The 18,102-nt window shown below is 57.6% G+C and carries 12 protein-coding genes and 1 tRNA gene; 7 read left to right on the top strand and 6 right to left on the bottom strand.

From position 1 onward, the window contains the following. Window positions 1–214: 214 nt before the first annotated feature. From CPJ18_RS11065 to CPJ18_RS11035, 7 genes are all read left to right on the top strand, one after another. A tRNA-Met gene (locus CPJ18_RS11065) sits at window positions 215–291 on the top strand. Between the two features lie 178 nt (window positions 292–469). After that, window positions 470–1,144: a LysR family transcriptional regulator gene (locus tag CPJ18_RS11060; RefSeq protein ID WP_103658244.1), complete on the top strand. Its 675-nt coding sequence runs from the start codon at window positions 470–472 to the stop codon at window positions 1,142–1,144. A 4-nt stretch (window positions 1,145–1,148) separates the two neighbouring features. Beyond that, window positions 1,149–1,394, top strand: a complete 246-nt coding sequence (locus CPJ18_RS27625) for a LysR substrate-binding domain-containing protein (RefSeq protein ID WP_281406995.1) — start codon at window positions 1,149–1,151, stop codon at window positions 1,392–1,394. A gap of 557 nt (window positions 1,395–1,951) precedes the next feature. Beyond that, window positions 1,952–2,851 (top strand): LysR substrate-binding domain-containing protein, encoded by a 900-nt coding sequence (locus CPJ18_RS11050; RefSeq protein ID WP_103658240.1) that lies wholly within the window; start codon window positions 1,952–1,954, stop codon window positions 2,849–2,851. A gap of 93 nt (window positions 2,852–2,944) precedes the next feature. Further along, window positions 2,945–4,132: a CaiB/BaiF CoA transferase family protein gene (locus CPJ18_RS11045; RefSeq protein ID WP_103658238.1), complete on the top strand. Its 1,188-nt coding sequence runs from the start codon at window positions 2,945–2,947 to the stop codon at window positions 4,130–4,132. Next, the gene (locus CPJ18_RS11040) at window positions 4,129–5,040 is read left to right on the top strand and encodes a hydroxymethylglutaryl-CoA lyase (RefSeq protein WP_103658236.1); all 912 of its coding nucleotides are present in this window, start codon (window positions 4,129–4,131) and stop codon (window positions 5,038–5,040) included. Before CPJ18_RS11045 ends, CPJ18_RS11040 begins: the two co-directional genes overlap by 4 nt. 91 nt (window positions 5,041–5,131) lie before the next feature. Beyond that, the gene (locus CPJ18_RS11035) at window positions 5,132–6,472 is read left to right on the top strand and encodes a GntP family permease (RefSeq protein WP_103658234.1); all 1,341 of its coding nucleotides are present in this window, start codon (window positions 5,132–5,134) and stop codon (window positions 6,470–6,472) included. A 120-nt stretch (window positions 6,473–6,592) separates the two neighbouring features. Here CPJ18_RS11035 and CPJ18_RS11030 read toward each other — a convergent pair whose 3' ends face one another. The 6 genes from CPJ18_RS11030 to CPJ18_RS11005 form a co-directional block, all read right to left on the bottom strand. Beyond that, window positions 6,593–7,429: a hypothetical protein gene (locus tag CPJ18_RS11030; RefSeq protein WP_103658232.1), complete on the bottom strand. Its 837-nt coding sequence runs from the start codon at window positions 7,427–7,429 to the stop codon at window positions 6,593–6,595. Window positions 7,430–7,581: 152 nt separating this feature from the next. Beyond that, window positions 7,582–9,492, bottom strand: coding sequence for a hypothetical protein (locus CPJ18_RS11025; protein ID WP_103658230.1), 1,911 nt, complete (start codon window positions 9,490–9,492; stop codon window positions 7,582–7,584). A 2-nt stretch (window positions 9,493–9,494) separates the two neighbouring features. Then, window positions 9,495–10,634: a VWA domain-containing protein gene (locus tag CPJ18_RS11020; RefSeq protein ID WP_103658228.1), complete on the bottom strand. Its 1,140-nt coding sequence runs from the start codon at window positions 10,632–10,634 to the stop codon at window positions 9,495–9,497. Then, window positions 10,631–14,515 carry a WGR and DUF4132 domain-containing protein gene (locus CPJ18_RS11015; RefSeq protein ID WP_103658227.1) on the bottom strand — a complete coding sequence of 1,295 codons (3,885 nt, stop codon included), beginning with the start codon at window positions 14,513–14,515 and terminating at the stop codon, window positions 10,631–10,633. Before CPJ18_RS11015 ends, CPJ18_RS11020 begins: the two co-directional genes overlap by 4 nt. A 16-nt stretch (window positions 14,516–14,531) precedes the next feature. Next, window positions 14,532–16,862, bottom strand: a complete 2,331-nt coding sequence (locus tag CPJ18_RS11010) for a DUF5682 family protein (RefSeq protein ID WP_103658225.1) — start codon at window positions 16,860–16,862, stop codon at window positions 14,532–14,534. Beyond that, a complete protein-coding gene (locus CPJ18_RS11005; protein ID WP_103658223.1) occupies window positions 16,834–17,925 on the bottom strand; it encodes an ATP-binding protein in 1,092 nt (363 codons plus the stop codon). Before CPJ18_RS11005 ends, CPJ18_RS11010 begins: the two co-directional genes overlap by 29 nt. Between the last annotated feature and the right edge of the window lie 177 nt (window positions 17,926–18,102).

The following is an 18,102-nucleotide window of genomic DNA, read 5'->3' as shown; positions in this document are numbered from 1 at the left end:
CGATAAGCGGCCTTTCGTCGTTCCGGGGTGATGCATAAACGGAAACACGGTTTACGCAGTCGGTATTTTGCCAAGGTAAAATACCGGGAAAAGACGACATTTTGCCCCAAGCAAAAGTCGAGTAGAGGCGACAAATCCAAGGGGATTTGCGCCGGTAGAGGCGCAAACTCTGCGAGTTTGCTCTGTCGGTATTTGCAATGCAAATACCTGGTAACGCGGGGTGGAGCAGCCCGGTAGCTCGTCAGGCTCATAACCTGAAGGCCGCAGGTTCAAATCCTGCCCCCGCAACCAAAAATCAAAAATTCCTCCCCAGCAAGATACAGAAGACCAACCTCCTCACCAAACGCGTCCAGGAACTGTCTGCCGCGCGTATAAGGGTCGAGCTCGACGGAAGAAGGCCGCGCCACCACTTCGGTCTGGGCAGCGGAGAGGAAACCCTGCTCCAGAGAGCAACCTACAAGGATGACGGTTGAAAGTCGGGCGTCTTGCCGAGCACAACCGTCTGGATCAGGGCGCGAACCAAACGCTGCGACGCTTGCTCTTCGACACTGTCGTGGAGCGGGCCTGCCATGCCCCACAAGTCACCGTCAAAGTGAGGGATTGCTTGCTGACAAAGCAGCTGAATATTGGTCTTTTCGAACGCAGTACACGCCATCTCCGGATAACCAATGAGGGGCGTGTAATCGTCGAGCGCGTCTGGTCAGCACTTGCCGTGCTCGATGAAGCGACGGAGATCGCCCGCACCGGCTCAGACGATCTCAGCGGTTCCATACGCATCACAGCGCCCTTGCCATTCGGTAGCCGTTATGTCGCTGCTGCCACTGCTGCATTTCGCAAGCGTCACCCTAAAGTTGGGTTTGAACTTCAGCTGACCGATAGGGTCGTTGATATCTATGCGGGAGAGGTCGATGTTGCTATCCGTGCCGCTCACCTGAATGATTCACAACTGATTGTGAGAAGGCTCGCGGACAACAGGCGCGTTTTGGTAGCCGCGCCGGAGTATTATAAACAAAATGCGTGGCCACATGAACCGACGGACTTGTTAAACCACACCTGCCTGATCTTCTCCTATTCTGGTTTGCCGAAAAACGAGCTGGCATTTGCGTTTAGGCGCGACTACCAGCGAGATTTCCGTTCCAAGTGATTTGATGACTGATAGCGGTGACACATTGCGAGTGTGGTGTGTCGCCGGGCTGGGCATTTCTCTTCGTGAAAAGCGGGACGTTGCCGGTGACCTGCGGGCGGGTCGGCTGATCCAGATACTCAAAAACTGGGAGAAAAAAGTAAGCTACATCAGCTTCGTGCGGCCAAAGCGCCATCCGGTGCCAAAACGCATTAAAGTTTTCGGTGACTTCCTTGCCCAGCAACGGCGTAACCCGCCTTGGGAAAGTTAAGGTTGCAGACAATCTGGCCGTAAGTGTACATGGCAACACCTGCTTGTGAGAGCCAAGCGCTGGCTTTTCGTTCCTCCGGCCGGTGATGAGAAAGACGCCGATCTCGCCGCCCTCTTCTGCTTCTGCCACTCGATTGATGGGCTACCGGAATTAGGAAAAATTCTCGAGCGACCGTTGCACCGCAAAATGCAGAGCATGCGCGATGCATAGCGATGACGTCTGGTCCCGTCTCATTCCTCTAGGTTGGGTTTGACGAAATAGGATGGAGTAATGCGCAACTCAACATTCCGCGCTCTAAGCGTAAGGAGTTCATCCTAACACGCCCGTTGCATCGCTCAAAGGCGCATCGCAGGGGCGACGCGTTTCCGCGCTTACAACGTTGAAGCCCGTTCATGTGAACTGGATTTTAGTCGACAGAAAGTCATTATATTTGCTTGCACTGCGGGGTCAAATAAGGTGCAGCGGCTTGAGCACATCTCTTATGGCAAGCCTAATAACGGTCTAGAGAGATCGAGGTACCCGCTTCTGCTGATCAATGGAAAGGCGTTATTGTGTTGATGGCACTCTCGACAGACCGCATAAGCCTGACGACACTTCGGCTATTTGTTGCCATCGCTGAAGAGGCCGCACTCAACCGTGCGGCTGAGCGCGAGGCAATAGCACCCTCGGCGGCCAGCAAACGTCTGGCTGACTTGGAAGCTGATCTGCACGTCATATTGTTTGAACGGAACCCGCGTGGGATGCGGCCGACGATCGCGGGTGAAAGCCTGCTGCGGCATGCGCGTCGCATCTTATCTGCAGCCGGTGCATTGACAGCCGAGATGGCGGAGTTCCGCGTAGGGATCCGAGGCCATGTCAGAGTGCTTGCGAACCTTTCGGCGATAGTTGCTTATCTGCCCGAAGAGCTGGAGCAATTCTTTCTCAACCACCCCGAACTTCGGATAGAGTTGGAGGAACGCCCTACTGACAAAGTCATTCAAGGGGTTGTAGAGGGGTGGGCTGAACTTGGCATCTGTTCCGGGGACGCCGATCTTAGAGAACTAAAGTCTTTAGCCTATAGATGCGACCGGCTTGTAATGGCCATGCGCAAAGACCATCCGCTCGCTTCAGGGGCGGGAATATCCTTCGTCGACACACTACCCTACGACCAGATCGGGCTTCACGCCGACAGTTCCATATTCATTCGTTCTCGTATTGCGGCTCGAGAGGCTGGCTTACCGTTGCGAAGACGGATTCACGTTCCAGGGTTTGATGCTGTCTGCCGCACAGTCCAAGCAAACCTCGGGATCGCTCTCATCCCTGAACCTGTCTTCAACATACTTGGCCCTCCTATGGGCCTGCATAGCGAACAGCTCAAAGACGCTTGGGCCTTCCGAGAAATCGTCTTGGTACACCATCCTGACTGTGCGTTGTCCCGCGCTGCAGAAGCGCTAAAAAATTTCTTGATTCCCCGGTAGCATTCTCGATCCGCGAACGCACCCCCGTGCCTTACGCATGGAAATCAGCATTACCTCCTCTTAGATTGCTCATTCTCAGGGGAGGAGAAAACATTGCCCGGACCACTTGAAGGTATCCGAGTTCTCGAAATCGGGACACTCATCGCTGCGCCATTTGCAGGCCGCCTGTTTGCCGAATTCGGTGCGGAGGTCATCAAGATCGAAGCGCCTGGCGCAGGAGATCCGCTCCGTAAATGGCGAAAGCTGCACAAGGGCACATCACTCTGGTGGTATTTACAGGCGCGCAACAAGAAGTCGGTTGCGCTTGACCTGAAATCACCCGAAGGGGCGCAGGCGGCCCGCGATCTTGCCGCTTCTGCCGATGTGGTAATTGAGAACCTTCGCCCCGGCGGCTTGGAAAAGCTGGGTCTTGGATGGGACGTGCTTCACAGCCTTAATCCGAATCTGGTGATGGTGCGCATATCTGGCTACGGTCAGACCGGTCCGTATTGCGACCGTCCAGGTTTTGGTGCGATCGGCGAGGCAATGGGTGGTATTCGCTATACCACAGGCGACCCTTCGACACCGCCTGCCCGTGTGGGTGTGAGTTTAGGCGATACGCTTGCCTCGCTTCATGGAGTGATGGGAGCGCTGATGGCGCTGCTTCACATTCGCTCGGGAAAGGGTAGCGGGCAAGTCGTCGACGTGTCGTTGGTCGAAAGCGTATTCAACGTGATGGAAAGCCTTATCCCTGAATACTCCATGTTTGGTCTTGTCAGAGAAAGAACGGGCGGGGCGCTGCCTGGCATCAGTCCTTCGAACACCTATCCGACGGCCGATGGTGCTTTTGTTGTTATCGCAGGCAATAGCGATCCGATATACAAACGTCTGATGCAGTCGATCGGTCGACCCGATCTGGCAGAGGATCCAAATCTTGCCTCGAATGACGGGCGCGTGGCACGGAATGCTGAACTCGACGCCGCCATTACCCATTGGACCACCGGTCGGTCAATCAATGACGTGCTTACCGTTCTGGAAGGGGCGGAGGTACCTGCAGGACGCATCTATTCCGCAGCCGACATCGTGGCAGATCCGCACTATCAGGCGCGTGACATGCTGCTTTCGGTCGATCTGCCGGACGGTACTCCCGTTACTTTTCCTGGCATTGTGCCCAAGCTATCGAAAACTCCCGGCGAAATGCGCTGGACAGGTCCGAAACTCGGCCAGCACGGGCGCGAGTTGCTGGAGGCGCTCGGTTATGACGACGCGCGGATCGTCGCAACTTTGGGAGGACGTGAATGACCGATGTGTATCTTCAGGAGGTCTGCCCCCGCGACGGACTTCAGATCGAATCCGTTATTCTGCCGACAGACGATAAGGTGCGTCTGATCGACTCGCTCTCGCAGACGGGTTTCTCGCGTATCGAGGTGTCGAGCTTCGTATCACCAAAGGCGGTTCCTGCACTCGCCGATGCTGCCGAGGTCTTTGCCCGCATCACACGTGTCCCATCGGTGACATATGTAGCACTGGTTCCGAACCGCAAGGGCGCGGAACGGGCTATTGAGGCGGAGGCGGATGAGTTGAACATGGTCGCCTCGGTTAGCCGCACCCACAATCTTGCCAACATGCGAATGACGACCGAGGAGAGTTTTTTAGGCTTCTCGCAGATTGCGAGGCTGACGCTGGATGCGAAGCGGCTGCTGAACGGCACCATCGCTACCGCTTTTGGTTGCCCGTTCGAGGGGGCTCAGTCTGAGGTGGAGGTTCTCGAACTTGTGGGCCGCTACCGTGAGCTCGGCTGCACCGGTATCACGCTTGCCGACACGACGGGTATGGCGAACCCACGTCAAGTCACCCGGCTCGTAGGCGCGGCGCTTAGTCTCGTCGGGCCCGAGGCACTGACCCTGCATTTCCACAACACACGGGGTCTTGGCCTTGCGAACGTGGTCGCGGCCTTCCAAGCAGGCGCGCGGCGCTTCGATGCGGCGCTTGGCGGCCTTGGTGGTTGTCCATTCGCGCCCGGTGCCTCGGGCAACATTGCGACGGAGGATACCGCTGCCATGTTCGAAGAGATGGGTGTGCCGACGGGTCTCGATTTACGGACGCTCCTGTCACTGTCGCACGGGCTTCCCACGCTGGTTGGACATGACGTGCCGGGACAAGTCGTGAAAGCGGGCCTTGTGGGCGATCTGCACCCTGCGCCTATCTGAGGAGGGCAGGGCAAGCGCGGGTTGGGACCCTGCGCAAGTTGAAAGAAAAGGACCGCCGATGGCGTCCGGGTAATGCCCTTGGGAGGGGATCATGTTTGAAACATTCATAATCGCGAACGCGCTTTTCGCAATCTTGCTGATCGTTGCCATGGTCATATGGCTCAACGTGCATCCGTTGATCGCCCTGATCGTCGGGCCGATGTATCTGGGTTTGACTTCGGGTCTGGGCTTTCAAGAGACGATCAAGGCGATCACCGGCGGCTTCGGCGAGTTGATGGGGGAAATTGGGCTTCTCATCGGTTTTGGCGTGATGATCGGTGCCTTCATGCATCAAATGGGTGCGTTCCAGAAGGTCGTTCAGGCCCTGACCGCGCGTTTTTCCGACCGCAAGATGCCCTACGCCTTCATGACCGTGCTGACCGGAATCTTCCCGTCGATCTATACCGACGTACTCTTGCTGATGGCCGTGCCGCTTGCAAAGTCCGTCTCGCGCACCATGGGTAGGAACGGTGTGCCGATGATGGCCTCCTCGGTTGCCGTCGGCATTTACATGGCGCTGACGCTGGTGGTTCCAGGGGTGGCCGCTTTGGCGCTGTCGGCGGTGCTGAAAGTCGATTTGGGCACGATGCTGCTGACCGGACTGGCCGTAGCGCTGCCCACCGGTTTCGTGACCATGATCATCTACCGACTGATCCTGTCACGCGGTCTATGGAAGCCCGAACTGGACGAGCAGCAGGACGATACGCCAGACAGCACTGTGCTTTCGGTGGACGCACCCGCCCCTCATAATGTCCCGCTTCGCCTCTCGTTGCTGCCGGTGCTGATCCCGGTGTTGATGATCTCCATCGGTGCCATTGACCGTGCAACCAGTCTCGACAGCCCGGTCCTTTCGGCGATGGGCAATTCGACCTTCGCGCTGTTTGTGGGTATGATCATCGCCATCCTGGTCGCGCGCTTTTGCCTGCCCCGTAAGGATCGGCAAGAGGCCTTCAACAAGGCGTTCCACGAAAGCGGCCAGATCCTGCTGTTGACGGGTGTTGCGGGATCGCTGTCGGCGGTTGTAACACTGACGGACCTGGGCAACATACTGTCCGGCTATTTCTCTCACGATGCCACTGCCCCGCTGTTGCTGGTATGGGCTGTTGCAGCGATCCTCCACGTTGCGATTGGCTCGGTTTCAGCGTCAGCCATTACGGCCGCTGCCCTTCTGGCACCCATCGCGCAGACGCTTGCGATCTCTCCAGTCTACATTGCGCTTGCGGCGGGATCAGGTGCGCTGTTCCTCGTGCATGTCACCAGCAACAGCTTTTGGCTCATGTCTACACTGATGGGGCTGACCGTCCGTGGAACACTTAAGACGCTGACACTAGCAGTCAGCATCGCTTCGCTGGTGTCGCTGCCTATCATCCTCGGGCTGTCCGCTCTGATTTAGAAAGACATGCAAGGTTTGAGCTTCCAACAGATAATGATCGCGAAGCGGGGCGGAATAAGGCTGATGGGATGTTCATTGGTGCGATAGGGTGATGTGGATTGCACGGTTGGTTCGAATTGATCAACGGCCGTCATAATGGCAGAGGGGCGGGCGGGGACGACCTTTTTCTGTTGCTGACTGTCCCTCGAACCAACCTGCACCCATTGCGATGAAGCTGATTTCAAAGCCCATCCAGGCATTCGGAGCTTTTTCGCCAAGGATTCCTTCTGAAACCTTGGTGAAATTCCAACTTGGAAAACCGAGGCTGTCGCAGGTCGCTTCCCCGGCAGCGTCGGACCGGATCAGGGCGTCGAAGTGTTTGACGAGAAGCTCGTGGCTCCTCCTGATGTCGTGTATCTGCGGAATGTTCGCGCAATCGCCGCGGGTTATCATTATGCCTGGCGGAGTTCGGAGCGGATCCGATGAGAAGAACGATAGATCGCCGGAGGTCAGACCAGCGCTCAAAAAGCGCAGGTACTCCTGATTTGCCTTGTCTGGAGCCCATCCCCTTGAGATTTCTACGGCTTCAAAGAGCGAAGGGCCGTCAAGATAGCAGCCAGGTGAGCCATCTTTTATGTAGGCATCCACCGCAGAGGTGTTTTGTGATACCTCTGGATCGTCAACCGCTATCGCACTTTTGACCCTTGGTGGTTGGATTTCGCACTTATCTCTTGGGAGCACCATCCAGTCACCAGTCTTGATCGTGCCGCTGTCTGCGTTTGCCTCCGCTGTAAGTTTCGCGATTAGGGCTGGGTCAATCTTGGCGTTTATCGCGGCCGACAGCGTGGAGGGGCCGAGCGCGCAGCCTTGGTCGAGCAGAAATTCCTTGATTGATCCATCATCAGCATAACTTGGTACGATGGATGCGATCCAGATGCATGCTGAAGCGGATAACACCCCGAAATTGAAACGACTCATTTAAGCTCCCATAGATGGTGTAATATCGTTTGTTTTTGATCAATCCGTCTTATTTTATCGCCTCCTGGATCTGGCCAACCACTTCGTTCGGCCTGCTCACCGTCTCGCGTGCTCTTCAACGGCATCCAATGCGACGGTCTCATCCAATTTTCTTATGCCGTGTCCGTGTCACGACTTTCTCGCAATGTCAGCAGCCATATCGCTGCTTTGCAAAACGGCTCGCCACCCAGCGTGGTGATGTCACGGTTCATGTGTTGCGAAGCCTGGCGATAGCCGCTCTCCAGCAGCCGGCTCGATATAATAGGAGCCAATGCTTGTACCGTTACTCGAGATCGCTGGCCCGCATGCAGCATACCACTGAGCAAGTCTTCCGCCTCGTCGAGAACGTCACGCTTTGCAGATGTTGCGATCGCCGCCACTGTGTGATCGCTCTCGTCTACCTCCAGATCAGGCACGATAAAACGATCTGCCGAGATGGACCACGGTTCACAGACGACGGCGTCGCCATCCAGACGCAAGGTGCCGGTCACCTGTCTTACTGGCCCCCATTTTCCCTCGAATGCCACGGCAAGGATACCGGGCGCACCGGGTGCGGCAGCATCGAACGGGCGTTCGAACCATATCTTGCCGCCATCATTTGCAAGATGAGCGCCAGCCTCCCAAAGCTGACGTCCGGGTGCCCAGGACTGTCCGGTGACCTCATCGATATCAAAGACGTGTAGCGTATCGAAGCGCCGATACGGGCGCAGCAGCGAGATTTGCCGGTTACTCAATTCAGCCGCCACCCTTTCCACGCTCGTCGCCGCCAACGGTTGGGGGAAGGTGAACAGCGCATCACGCGGCATAAGCTGGCTCCGGCCACCCGAGCCGCGCCCAAGCGTCAACATTCCGTCAGCGCGGCGACGTGCGACACTCGTCAGGATTTGCCCTCGCCCCAAACCACCCACGGGCATGCCAATCGACATTTGCCGCGTGGGAAGCGAGGTTACAAATCCGCGAGCATCCTGCGTGGGCAGAGGTGAGAACGGCTTTTCCATCAGCATTGTCGCGCCGGTATCGCTATCCGCAAGCAAGACGGATGCACGTATGTCAGCCCCTTGCTGACGCAGTCGCGCTCCCAGAGACACCAGACGCGTTTTGCCCATTGGCGTCTCGAATGGTTCTCCCAGACCCAACGCCGACGCGCTATCTGTTGCTCGCGTACGTGCAAAAAGTCCTGCAGCAAGCTGTAAAACAAAGCGTTCGCCGTGTCGGGCGCTACGATTGTCATAGTCCGAAATTTGCTCTTCCAGCGCTTCCAGAACCAGCAAAAGTTGGATTGCGTTCGCTTGCTGCGCGCTCCGGCGGGCAGCTTCAATTGTCTGCGCATGCGCTTCGGGACCGGCAGCGACGCCCGCCTCGAGCAGCCTTTCTATAACCGCATCACAGGCAATGCGCAGCGGCATGAGATCAATGCTCGCCCCGTTTTCTGAAGCACCTCCGATAATGGTTTGGGAGCCGCGTTCCGCTGTCTGAAATGCTTTGACAGCCATGCCAACATGCGCACAGTGCGTGCCAAGTTCACAGTCACAACGCGTATAGGAAAGATCGCCCGGAACCAGAAAACGCACGGTGGCCATCGGGAGATAAGCTGTCGGGGTCTTTCCATATTCAAGGCGCACGGTATGACGCGACCGCAGAAGCTGGGATAGCTCTGCCTTTGCAGACGCAGACAGACTATCGGCAACCTGCTCGGCATCAAACGAGGCCGGGTTCCAATCGGGCTCCGATGCATCGCCTCCATTCTCTGCCGCATGACGCGCGCGATAGGTGACGGCCAACATGACACGGTGCCTGCACATGCCGGAGGACGGACAACTGCAAGCGGCGTCCGCCAAGGCTTGTCCCGAACACAGACGCGTCGACGTACCATCGGCAAACCGCGCAATAATCGCATCGTTCGCTTCCTGCAGCTCGGGAAGCGCACCCGTTTCCAACTCGCGCAAGGCACGCTTTACAAGCCCTGCGTTGGAAAGCTGGATCAATCCCTGGTCTGTTAAGGCAACGAGGTCCGGTCTTAACATGGCTAGCGCCCGATCTTTTCGGCAAGCCAGCCCGCAAGCTCGCCCGGCGTCATCGCCCCGACTTCCGCGCCTGCCGCAACCAGCTTCTGCGCCATATTGCCATCATAAACGGGTGTAGCGGCAGTATCCAGGGCAGCAAGTCCAAGAACGAGCGTACGTTGGGCAACGAGTGCGGCAACCCGTTCCACAAGCATGGCCGGGCTGGCACCTTCGAAGAAATCAGAGATAAGAACGACGATCGCCCGGTCGGGATGTTCGATAAGGCCCGCCGCATAGGACACTGCACCTTGAATATCGGTCCCGCCACCAAGCTGTACTTTCATGAGCAACTCACAGGGGTCGTCCACATCCTTGGTCAAATCGACGACATTCGTGTCGAAGGCGACGAGATGTGTCCGAACGCCGGGGAGCCCCCAGAGGCAAGCTGCCGTCACCGCTGAGTGAATGACCGAGTCCAGCATCGATCCGCTCTGATCGACAAGGAGGATGATCTGCCACGTCTTCATGTGCCGACGATTGCGGGCGAAGAAATGCAGTTTCTCGACCGTCATCTTGCCTGTTTCGGGGTCGTAATGTTTGAGATTGTCTTTCAGCACTCGACGAAAATCGAGATCGCTGGCGATCCGAAACCGGCTGTGTCGCCTGCGGTCCATGACGCCGGAGAAGGCTAGAGACATATCCCGCGCCAGTTTTTCCATCAATTGCCGCACGACGTCCTGCACCAGTTTTCGTGCAAGCAGCAGGATATCCGGGGACATGAGATGCTTTGTGCGCAGAACTGCTTTCAGCAGCGTTTCATTGGGCACTGCGCGTTGCAGAACCTCCGGGTTGGTGACCACGTCATCAATGGCGTAGCGCTCTATGGCATCGCGCTCCAGTCGCTCGATCGTTTCCTTAGGAAACAGCCGTTGGATATCATTTATCCATTCCGGTGTGGTCAGGACCGATCCCTCGCGCCCACCCCGGCGCGCGATATTGCGGGAGCCACCATCCTCATCACGGCCATAAAGCCATTCAAGGGCGGCATCCATGGCCGCCGCCTCGCTGGACAGCCCGCACCCGGCAGCGGCACAGGCACCCTGTGCCGCTTCTCCGAGAACCAGACGCCAACGTGTCAGGGCATCGAGAGCTGCTACGCTCATTTTGCCGCCGTGGCGGCAAGCAGGCTCAATCCGCGAAGCATTTCACTGGCGGTTACCGGATCAAGCTCGCCAAAGGTACGCGTATCGCTTCCCGGCTGACTGTAGGGTCGATAAAGCGTAATGTGCTGCAGTTTCTGAAACTTTTCCTCCCAATCGCCACCGCCGGTGAAGATGCCGGGATCAAAGCCGAACATGGCAGTATTGACCTTGCCATCGGTAAAGCGCACCGGCCGCTCCAGCCAGGAGATACAGCCCCCGTCCTCAACCGAACCGAGGTCCCAGCCGCGTGGCGACATACCGCGCAGTCGTGCCGCCTCCACCTCGATATCGGCGAACCGGGTGATCGTGGACGCCTGCTTCTCGTCTTGTGTCAGCTCGTAAGTCTCTCGCCCAAGCTGAGGGAAAGGCTGCGAAATCTCGTAGTCTCCAAACAGAGCGCCCCAGGCATCGAGCCCGCCCTTTGGCAGATGCAATGGATGAACTAGTCCAATCAAGCCGGTCGCACCGGCGGAGAGATCGAGCGTGATCGGCTCGTCCTCTGCGTCAGTAAAAGCAAGATCGTCGCCGACCCGGAAGAGCGTTGTGGGCGCAGTTTGGGGGTCAGTATCGTCATAGACGCCCCAGACGAGACGCTGGGAGAGGTGGCGGATCAATGGATGGCTTGCGAAAAAGAGCCAAAACACTTCGGGCGAAACCCGGCGGGATGTCGACAACATGTTTTCAAGGCGCGTGATCTGAAGGCTTGAGACAGCTCGCGCATCCTTCTTCACCGCAGCCCAGGTCTTCACCGATGCCGCTGATAGCGTCGCATCGTCGGCCTTATTCGGTTTGGGCAAATCCTTCAGACGCTTGCCTGTCTCATCCTTCACCCATGGTTTCAGGAATTCATCGAAACCCACGCGGAAGCGGCGCGGCCCGAAATCGAGATCGAGACCGCCGCGCTCATCGAGATCAAGATCAGGGGCGAGACGATCGGCAAGCTCTTCCGGCGTCAGGTCACGCGCCTCGGCGATTGCGGCGATCTTTTCGCGCGCCTTTTCCTGGAGTCCTTTGAACTTCAGCTTCTCTGCGATACCATTGAGGTTCATCAGCGCCACATCCGTACCGATATCGGCAAGAACATCGAGACCGGTGACAGCGCGTTGATGGGCGGATTCGCCGGGCCACTTACGCACAAGCCGCGTCAGTTGGCGGGCGCATTCATCATCTCCAAGCCAGCCCAAGCCGCGTAAAGCCCACCCTTCCTTGTTGGGAGCACCTTCGGCAAGCCAGGCACCGAAAAGATCCCAGGAAAAGCGCGCGAGGCTCTCTGGCGTCGTGACCTCCTTTACCGCATCAAGACCGGCATAGATGGCCTCGGGCGTCGAGAATGATAGCATTTCCGCGATCGCGGCCAGTGCCTCGTCCGGCAGGGCACCGCCATCTTTCAGCACCGGACGGGTCAACGCACCGGGGTTGAACCAGGCTGGCAGCTTGGCGATACGGGCAGGGAATCTGGCATAGGGATCACGATCCAGAACCTCCCAGATCGCCTTCATCACATCGGGCGATTGCGGCTCGTACAATTTGGCGATCTCAAGAATTTCGTCCCGCGCATCGGCGCGATCTGTTACCATCCAGCGAAGTGTGTGTTCCGCAGCATCGCGCGAGGGGCCGGGCTTGCTTGTGGCTTCGGGAAGGAGTCTCGTTATGGCGGTACGCCTGTAAAGACGTAGCCACTGCATGGCCGGAATTCGTGCCTTCTTCAGCTTCAAGAGCGCGCGCGCGGCGAGGGGTGCAATGCCCGCGAAATCGACGTCCTTGACATGTTGTAGCATGCCGATCGGGTCGCTCTCCAAGTTCCGGATCAGACCGGGTAACGCTCGTTCGCCAAAGCGATCGATCATACGTGGGCAAATATCGCCCATGTAGTAGGACGGCAGAACTTTAGGCTGGCCCCATAAGGTCAACGATAAAGAATCAAATTGCTTCTCGATGCCTCCTATCAGCTTGTCCCAATCATAATATCCAGCCCTGTAATAGTCCTGAAACTCTGACACTCTCCTCGAGACGAATGCCAACACGTCTTCCAAGTCATCGCCCTTCTGTGGAACCGCCATCGAGCGTGGCACTTTTTTCCAATCGGAAACGTCTTTGCTCTCGAATTCCCTGATGGCGTCGATCAGTTCCTCGGTTGTCGAGACTATGCGAGCGTGCCGTATGCGCCAATGGTACTCCTCCGGCGGCGGCCCTTCGCGCAGGTAGCGGAAGGGGGTCTCCAACGGCGAGAGCTCGATAACGGTATCGTCAACGGCCTTCTTTTTCTTGCGCCATGGCGGATCACGCAACACGACAGGCAGAGCTTCGGTCGGTGCACGCGCAACATCATGGACATCGAGCAGCTTCTGCAGCTGGGTTTTCCACCTTGGTTCCGTGGCCCAGCTTTCCAGTGTCTCTTTCTGATACTGCTTGACGAAATCCATGGCACGGGCGCGAATAACAGGCTCGTTGCTGCCAGCTGACAGCGTTGCCAGATATTGACCAAACATGAAGGCGGGGTCTTCTTCTGACGCCTGATCGACCGCGGGACGTATCCACTTTTCGTGAATGAACGGCAAAAGCTTGGCCAACGCGCCACTTTCACCCGTCGCAAGGATGACGCGTGCGATCTCTGTTCGCTGACCTTCATAACCATAATGGAGCAGCCATTCGAGCGTCGGCAGTGCGGACTCCTGGTAGTGCCGCGCCGTCTTTATGGCGGTTGCGAGAATGTCGTCGAGCGTCAGGTCGTAATACATGAAGAAAATGAAATAGGAACGCTTCGTGCGCCAGCGTGCCGCAGCAGACGGCTGGGCATCCAGCACGAGCGGCACCATGGCAAGTATAGCACCAACGTCCTCCCCCGCATCCTGAGCTGCGGACAGGACAGCGAGCGGCGTCAACTCATGCGCCACATCCCGGTCATCACCCAGCATAAATGCGAAGGCTGCCTTCCTGCGCCAATCGGTTTCCGTTTGGGAGGCTTCGGTCAGCATCGTAATGATTGCCTCGTAATCCTGATCGGACGCGGCAGTGATGTAATCGCGAAGAGCAAGTTCGCGCGGCGAACTCAATGATGAGGCTTCATAGCCACGTCGATTGCTGGGATCGATCCCGACAAGCGGCAGCATCGCTTCCACCACGAAAGGCATGCCGCGCTTTGCGGATAGAAACTCGAAAAAGTAGTCCAGGCATACAAGACTGGCAGACGTCTTTTTCTGGCTTTCACCCAAATAGACGGTGAGATATTTGCTCGCCTGCTCGATCTTTTCTGCCCATTCGCGAACTTCCGCGGCGGTGGACACCCCTAGGGACTCTCCTGCTTCACCGGCTTCTTGAATCTTTGCGTCCAGCCAGTTCCACGCTTCGAGCCGTTCGTCTTGGGCGTTGTCCTTGATGAGGGCAACGTAACTGCGCAGCTTTGCCCAGACTTTTACCGGATCTGCAACAGCAAACCGTCGAGAACGTGTTGGGAGAGCCGAGCCTATCAGCCGGCTCAGAATTTCCTCACGATCAGTATCGACCACAGGTTTTGCAACGGGCGGCGGCGACGCAGCTTCGCTTGCGGCTTCAGCGGGCAATGGCGTCGCGGGTGTTTTGTCTTTGGACGTCTCTGGGGAAGTGTCGGCAGGTGCCGAAGGCGTGGGCGCGTCACTGTCTGCAACGCGCGAATAACCCTTGCCGGTCTTTTCTTTTACCAGCTTCTTCTTTTCCTTTTCGGCGTCTTCCGCAGTCGAAAAGTCCTTGTCCTTGGACTGGCCCTGCGTGCCGATACGGCCATAGCGGATTTTAAGTGAAACACCTGAGACGAAGACTTCCCAGAACTTTGACGATGTGCCTTCAACGAGTTCGTAGCGTTCCATTTTTACCTTCCTCACATCAAATCAATCCGGCTTCGGCAAGACGCCGAGCCACAGTCGCCTCGAGCGCTATCGCGCTCGCCTGATCTGCCATCGGCGTCGATTGACGCATCCACGCCATGGCCTGAACTTCCGCCTGCGCCTCGTTGCCGCCATGGGACCGCACAATGGCACCAGCCAATCTTTCGCGCTCACGCGGTGGGAAGAATGAAAAGGCTCGTCTGAGTGACGGCAATGCGCGCAAAAATGCCTCGTCGGTCCAGCCTTCAACCATCGCGGTAACGGAGCCGATGACCGACACACTCTTCGAAATGTCCTCGCGCGCCAACGCAAACAGGCCAGACAGGAAATCACCCAGCCTGTCAGGTCCGCTGAAACGCTGCATGCGTCCGCAGACATCGTCAGGGAATGTTTTCCCGCATGCGATCAGCGTTCCAAAAGCAGCACCCGAGAGCGCTGCTGGTGTCTCAGGGTTCGAGACACAACGTTCCAAGCCAGCGATGAAGGAGGAAATGTCCATGTTGGGCGTCGGGCAATCCCGCATCATGTCCCTGCAAGCAAGCAGCGCACGGATGGACCTGATACCTTCATCCTCGTTGCGAATGACTTCCATGATCCACATTACCCGGGCAAACACCGCTTCGCAGAGCCGCCCCAAAGCCTTATGCGCAGCCTCTCCGAACACCTCTCCAAAGCGGTAAAGCCTGACAACCTCCAGCCCTGCCGCGCCGATAGCGCGGATATCGTGAGACGATGCGAGACCTGCAGCGATCCGCTCCGTCAATTCGTTCTCAAGCGCCAACAGGCCAGCAAACAACGCATCGGCGAGGCAGGCGGAAAGGCTTTCAAGATCGTCTCCCGCGTGCTCGGCACGATCCGAAAGAACCGCTGCTGCAGCCATGGGCACTGTGCCACCCCAACGCGAGGCCTCGATCTGCGCGCCATCTGCATCGCGATGAATGACCAGCCGGAACGTCTCCTTCGGCGCAACGGTGCCGAGGGCAGTCGGCTCACCGCCACGGTCTATGCCAGGGATGCCAAGGATACAGAGCGCGTGCAGCAAATGCGCCCGCTCCCGATCGAGAGGCACGTTCCAATCCAGCACCAAGTTGCGTGGTCGCGGCTCCGGCATCAGTCCGAGTTCATCGAGCCTCACGCGGATATCGCCCATCAAAGGCGGTTGGCGGGTGCCGGGTGCCAGCTTGCCGCAACGCTCTCCCGTCAAGGCGCGAAGCATGGCAACGAGGGCGGGGTGTGTTCCAGATCGCAAGGCACCTTCCCGGGTCCAGGCGGCAGGCAAATCAAGCGCGTCCTTGACCAAAGTTGCCAATGCTGCGTCCAGGAGATCTGCGCGCAACACGGACCGGTGCCCACGCGCCATCGAGAGCACTTTGGCATGGGCGTGCCACGCAACGCGATCTGCCGTGGAAACGACCTGTCCGGCAGCGCGCAGAGATGCAGCAATCGCATTCTGCGCATTGTCAGCCGCCTGATCCAGCCCATATGCAAAAACATCTTCGTAATAGGCTGGCGATGGCATGCCGGATGCGTAACCGGCGAACCGGTCAAGCCTTCGATATTCATAGGGCACCACGTAGCTTCCTGCTCGTTCTCCCTCATCGAGCGGTGGGATCGCCGGTATGTCTCCATCCGCTTGTCGCGCCAGCATCCGTATGGCCTGTGCATGCCAGCCACCGCAGATGAGAACAACCTTTCTGTCTTTCGCCTCCCTCAAGGCCCAAGCCGCATGCGCGGCCATGTAGCGTTCACGAGCAAGCTCCTGCGGATCTTCCGCCCCATCCGGGCGCAGCAGATCGAAATAATATGCGAGGCGTTCCCCAAGCTCCTCCGGCGGAGATTGTTCGGCAATCGCGTCCCAGAATGCATCGCGCCCATCTTCACCGAGCGCATTTGCCGCAGCCCGCTCGACTGCGGCTGCCCTCTTTCCATGCTGATCGGCATAGCGGTTGGTTCGATCCCCGAAATCCGGGTGCCAGGCGGGCAGATCACAAAAGAGCGGTCTGGCACCTGTGGACCACGCCGCTTGCAAAGCCTGCCACTCCGGCGAATAGCTGCAGAAGGGGGAGTAAGAGGCGTGCACGCGACGCGGTGTTGAGTGAAAACTGAATATGGCCAGCGGCAGTTGATGAGCGAGCCTCAAATCGTCGATATGGGGATTGAAATCTGTCGGGCCTTCGATCAGCACGAATGCAGGCCTATGATCCTCGATGGTGCGACGAACAAGTTGCGCGCAGGCAGGTGAATGATGCCGCACACCGATGACGATGAGGCGATCATTAGAACTGCATTGCTCGTCGGGATCAGGATGTGAGGAGATGCCGGGCTGCATAAAACGCCTTCCACGCCTCGCCTGATCGCTTGGATGCCTTCTGCTCAAGATAGCGGCGCAACCGCGTCAGATCCTCCGCATTGTCCTTTGCCGCCGTGCCCGCAAGGCATTCGACAATATCCTCGGGACGGCCAGCGTCACCGCGAAGGTAATGGCCACGAATACCAATAGCATGGGCGACGCTGACCGCCTCAGCTGTACTCATGACCGAGCTTAACCGCTCCATGCCCCCTTCGACCGAAAGACCTTCGCGCAACTCTCTGAAGCAGGTCACCAGCACCTCCAGAGTATCGTCATCGGGTGGTGCAGGAACGCCCGACCGCGCAAGCAATTTTCCCGCCTCCCGCTTGACCAGCGCAAGTTCCTCATCCGCATCACGAATGGGGAAAACGGTTTCGAAGTTGAAACGCCGCTTCAAGGCGGCAGACATTTCGTTGACACCACGGTCGCGAGTATTGGCGGTGGCGATGATGTTGAAGCCTTCCTTGGCAAAAACCATACCGTCGTCGCCCGACAGTTCCGGCACGGCCATCACGCGGTCTGAAAGAACGGACAACAGGCTATCCTGAACCTCGAGCGGGCAGCGCGTAATTTCTTCGAAACGGACAACCTTGCCATCCGACATGCCTCGGTGAAGCGGCGCAGGTACAAGCGCCCGCCGCGTCGGCCCCTCGCTCACTAGAAGAGCATAATTCCAACCGTAACGTATCTGATCCTCGCTCAAAGATGCGCCGCCCTGAATGGTTAGTGTCGAATCCCCGCTGATTGCCGCAGCAAGCAGTTCCGACAGCAAACTCTTGGCCGTTCCCGGTTCGCCAATGAGCAACAGCGCGCGCGACGTTGCGAGGGTCACCATGGCGCGCTCGATGAGGGAAGGCGATGCGACGAGTTTGGCAGTTGCACCGTTGCCGCCGAGGATAAAGGTTTTGACGCTTTTCAAAGACAGCGCCCAACCGGGCGGCTTGGGGCCACGGTCATCGCTGCGCAATGCCGCAAGTTCGTCCGAAAATGAGATTTCAACCGGCGGTCGCTGCACAACACTCAAGGCTACATTTTCATTCATCTGTCATCACCTGGCAGTGTAGATTCGTTGAAGCGCCGTAGTCGGGAACGAGAACTCGCACTCATTCGTTGCAGAAATAAGGCAGGAATTGTAGACTTTGTGTCGTTGAGAATTCGAAAGGCTTATTTTGTTCACAGACTGCACAAATTATGACTTCGTTGCAGTTTTACTGCCCCG

It is taken from the genome of Agrobacterium rosae, assembly GCF_002915175.1.
GTDB lineage: Bacteria > Pseudomonadota > Alphaproteobacteria > Rhizobiales > Rhizobiaceae > Agrobacterium > Agrobacterium rosae.
The sequence above is the reverse complement of the archived record's forward strand: the minus strand, read 5'-3'. Positions and strand labels throughout refer to the sequence as shown.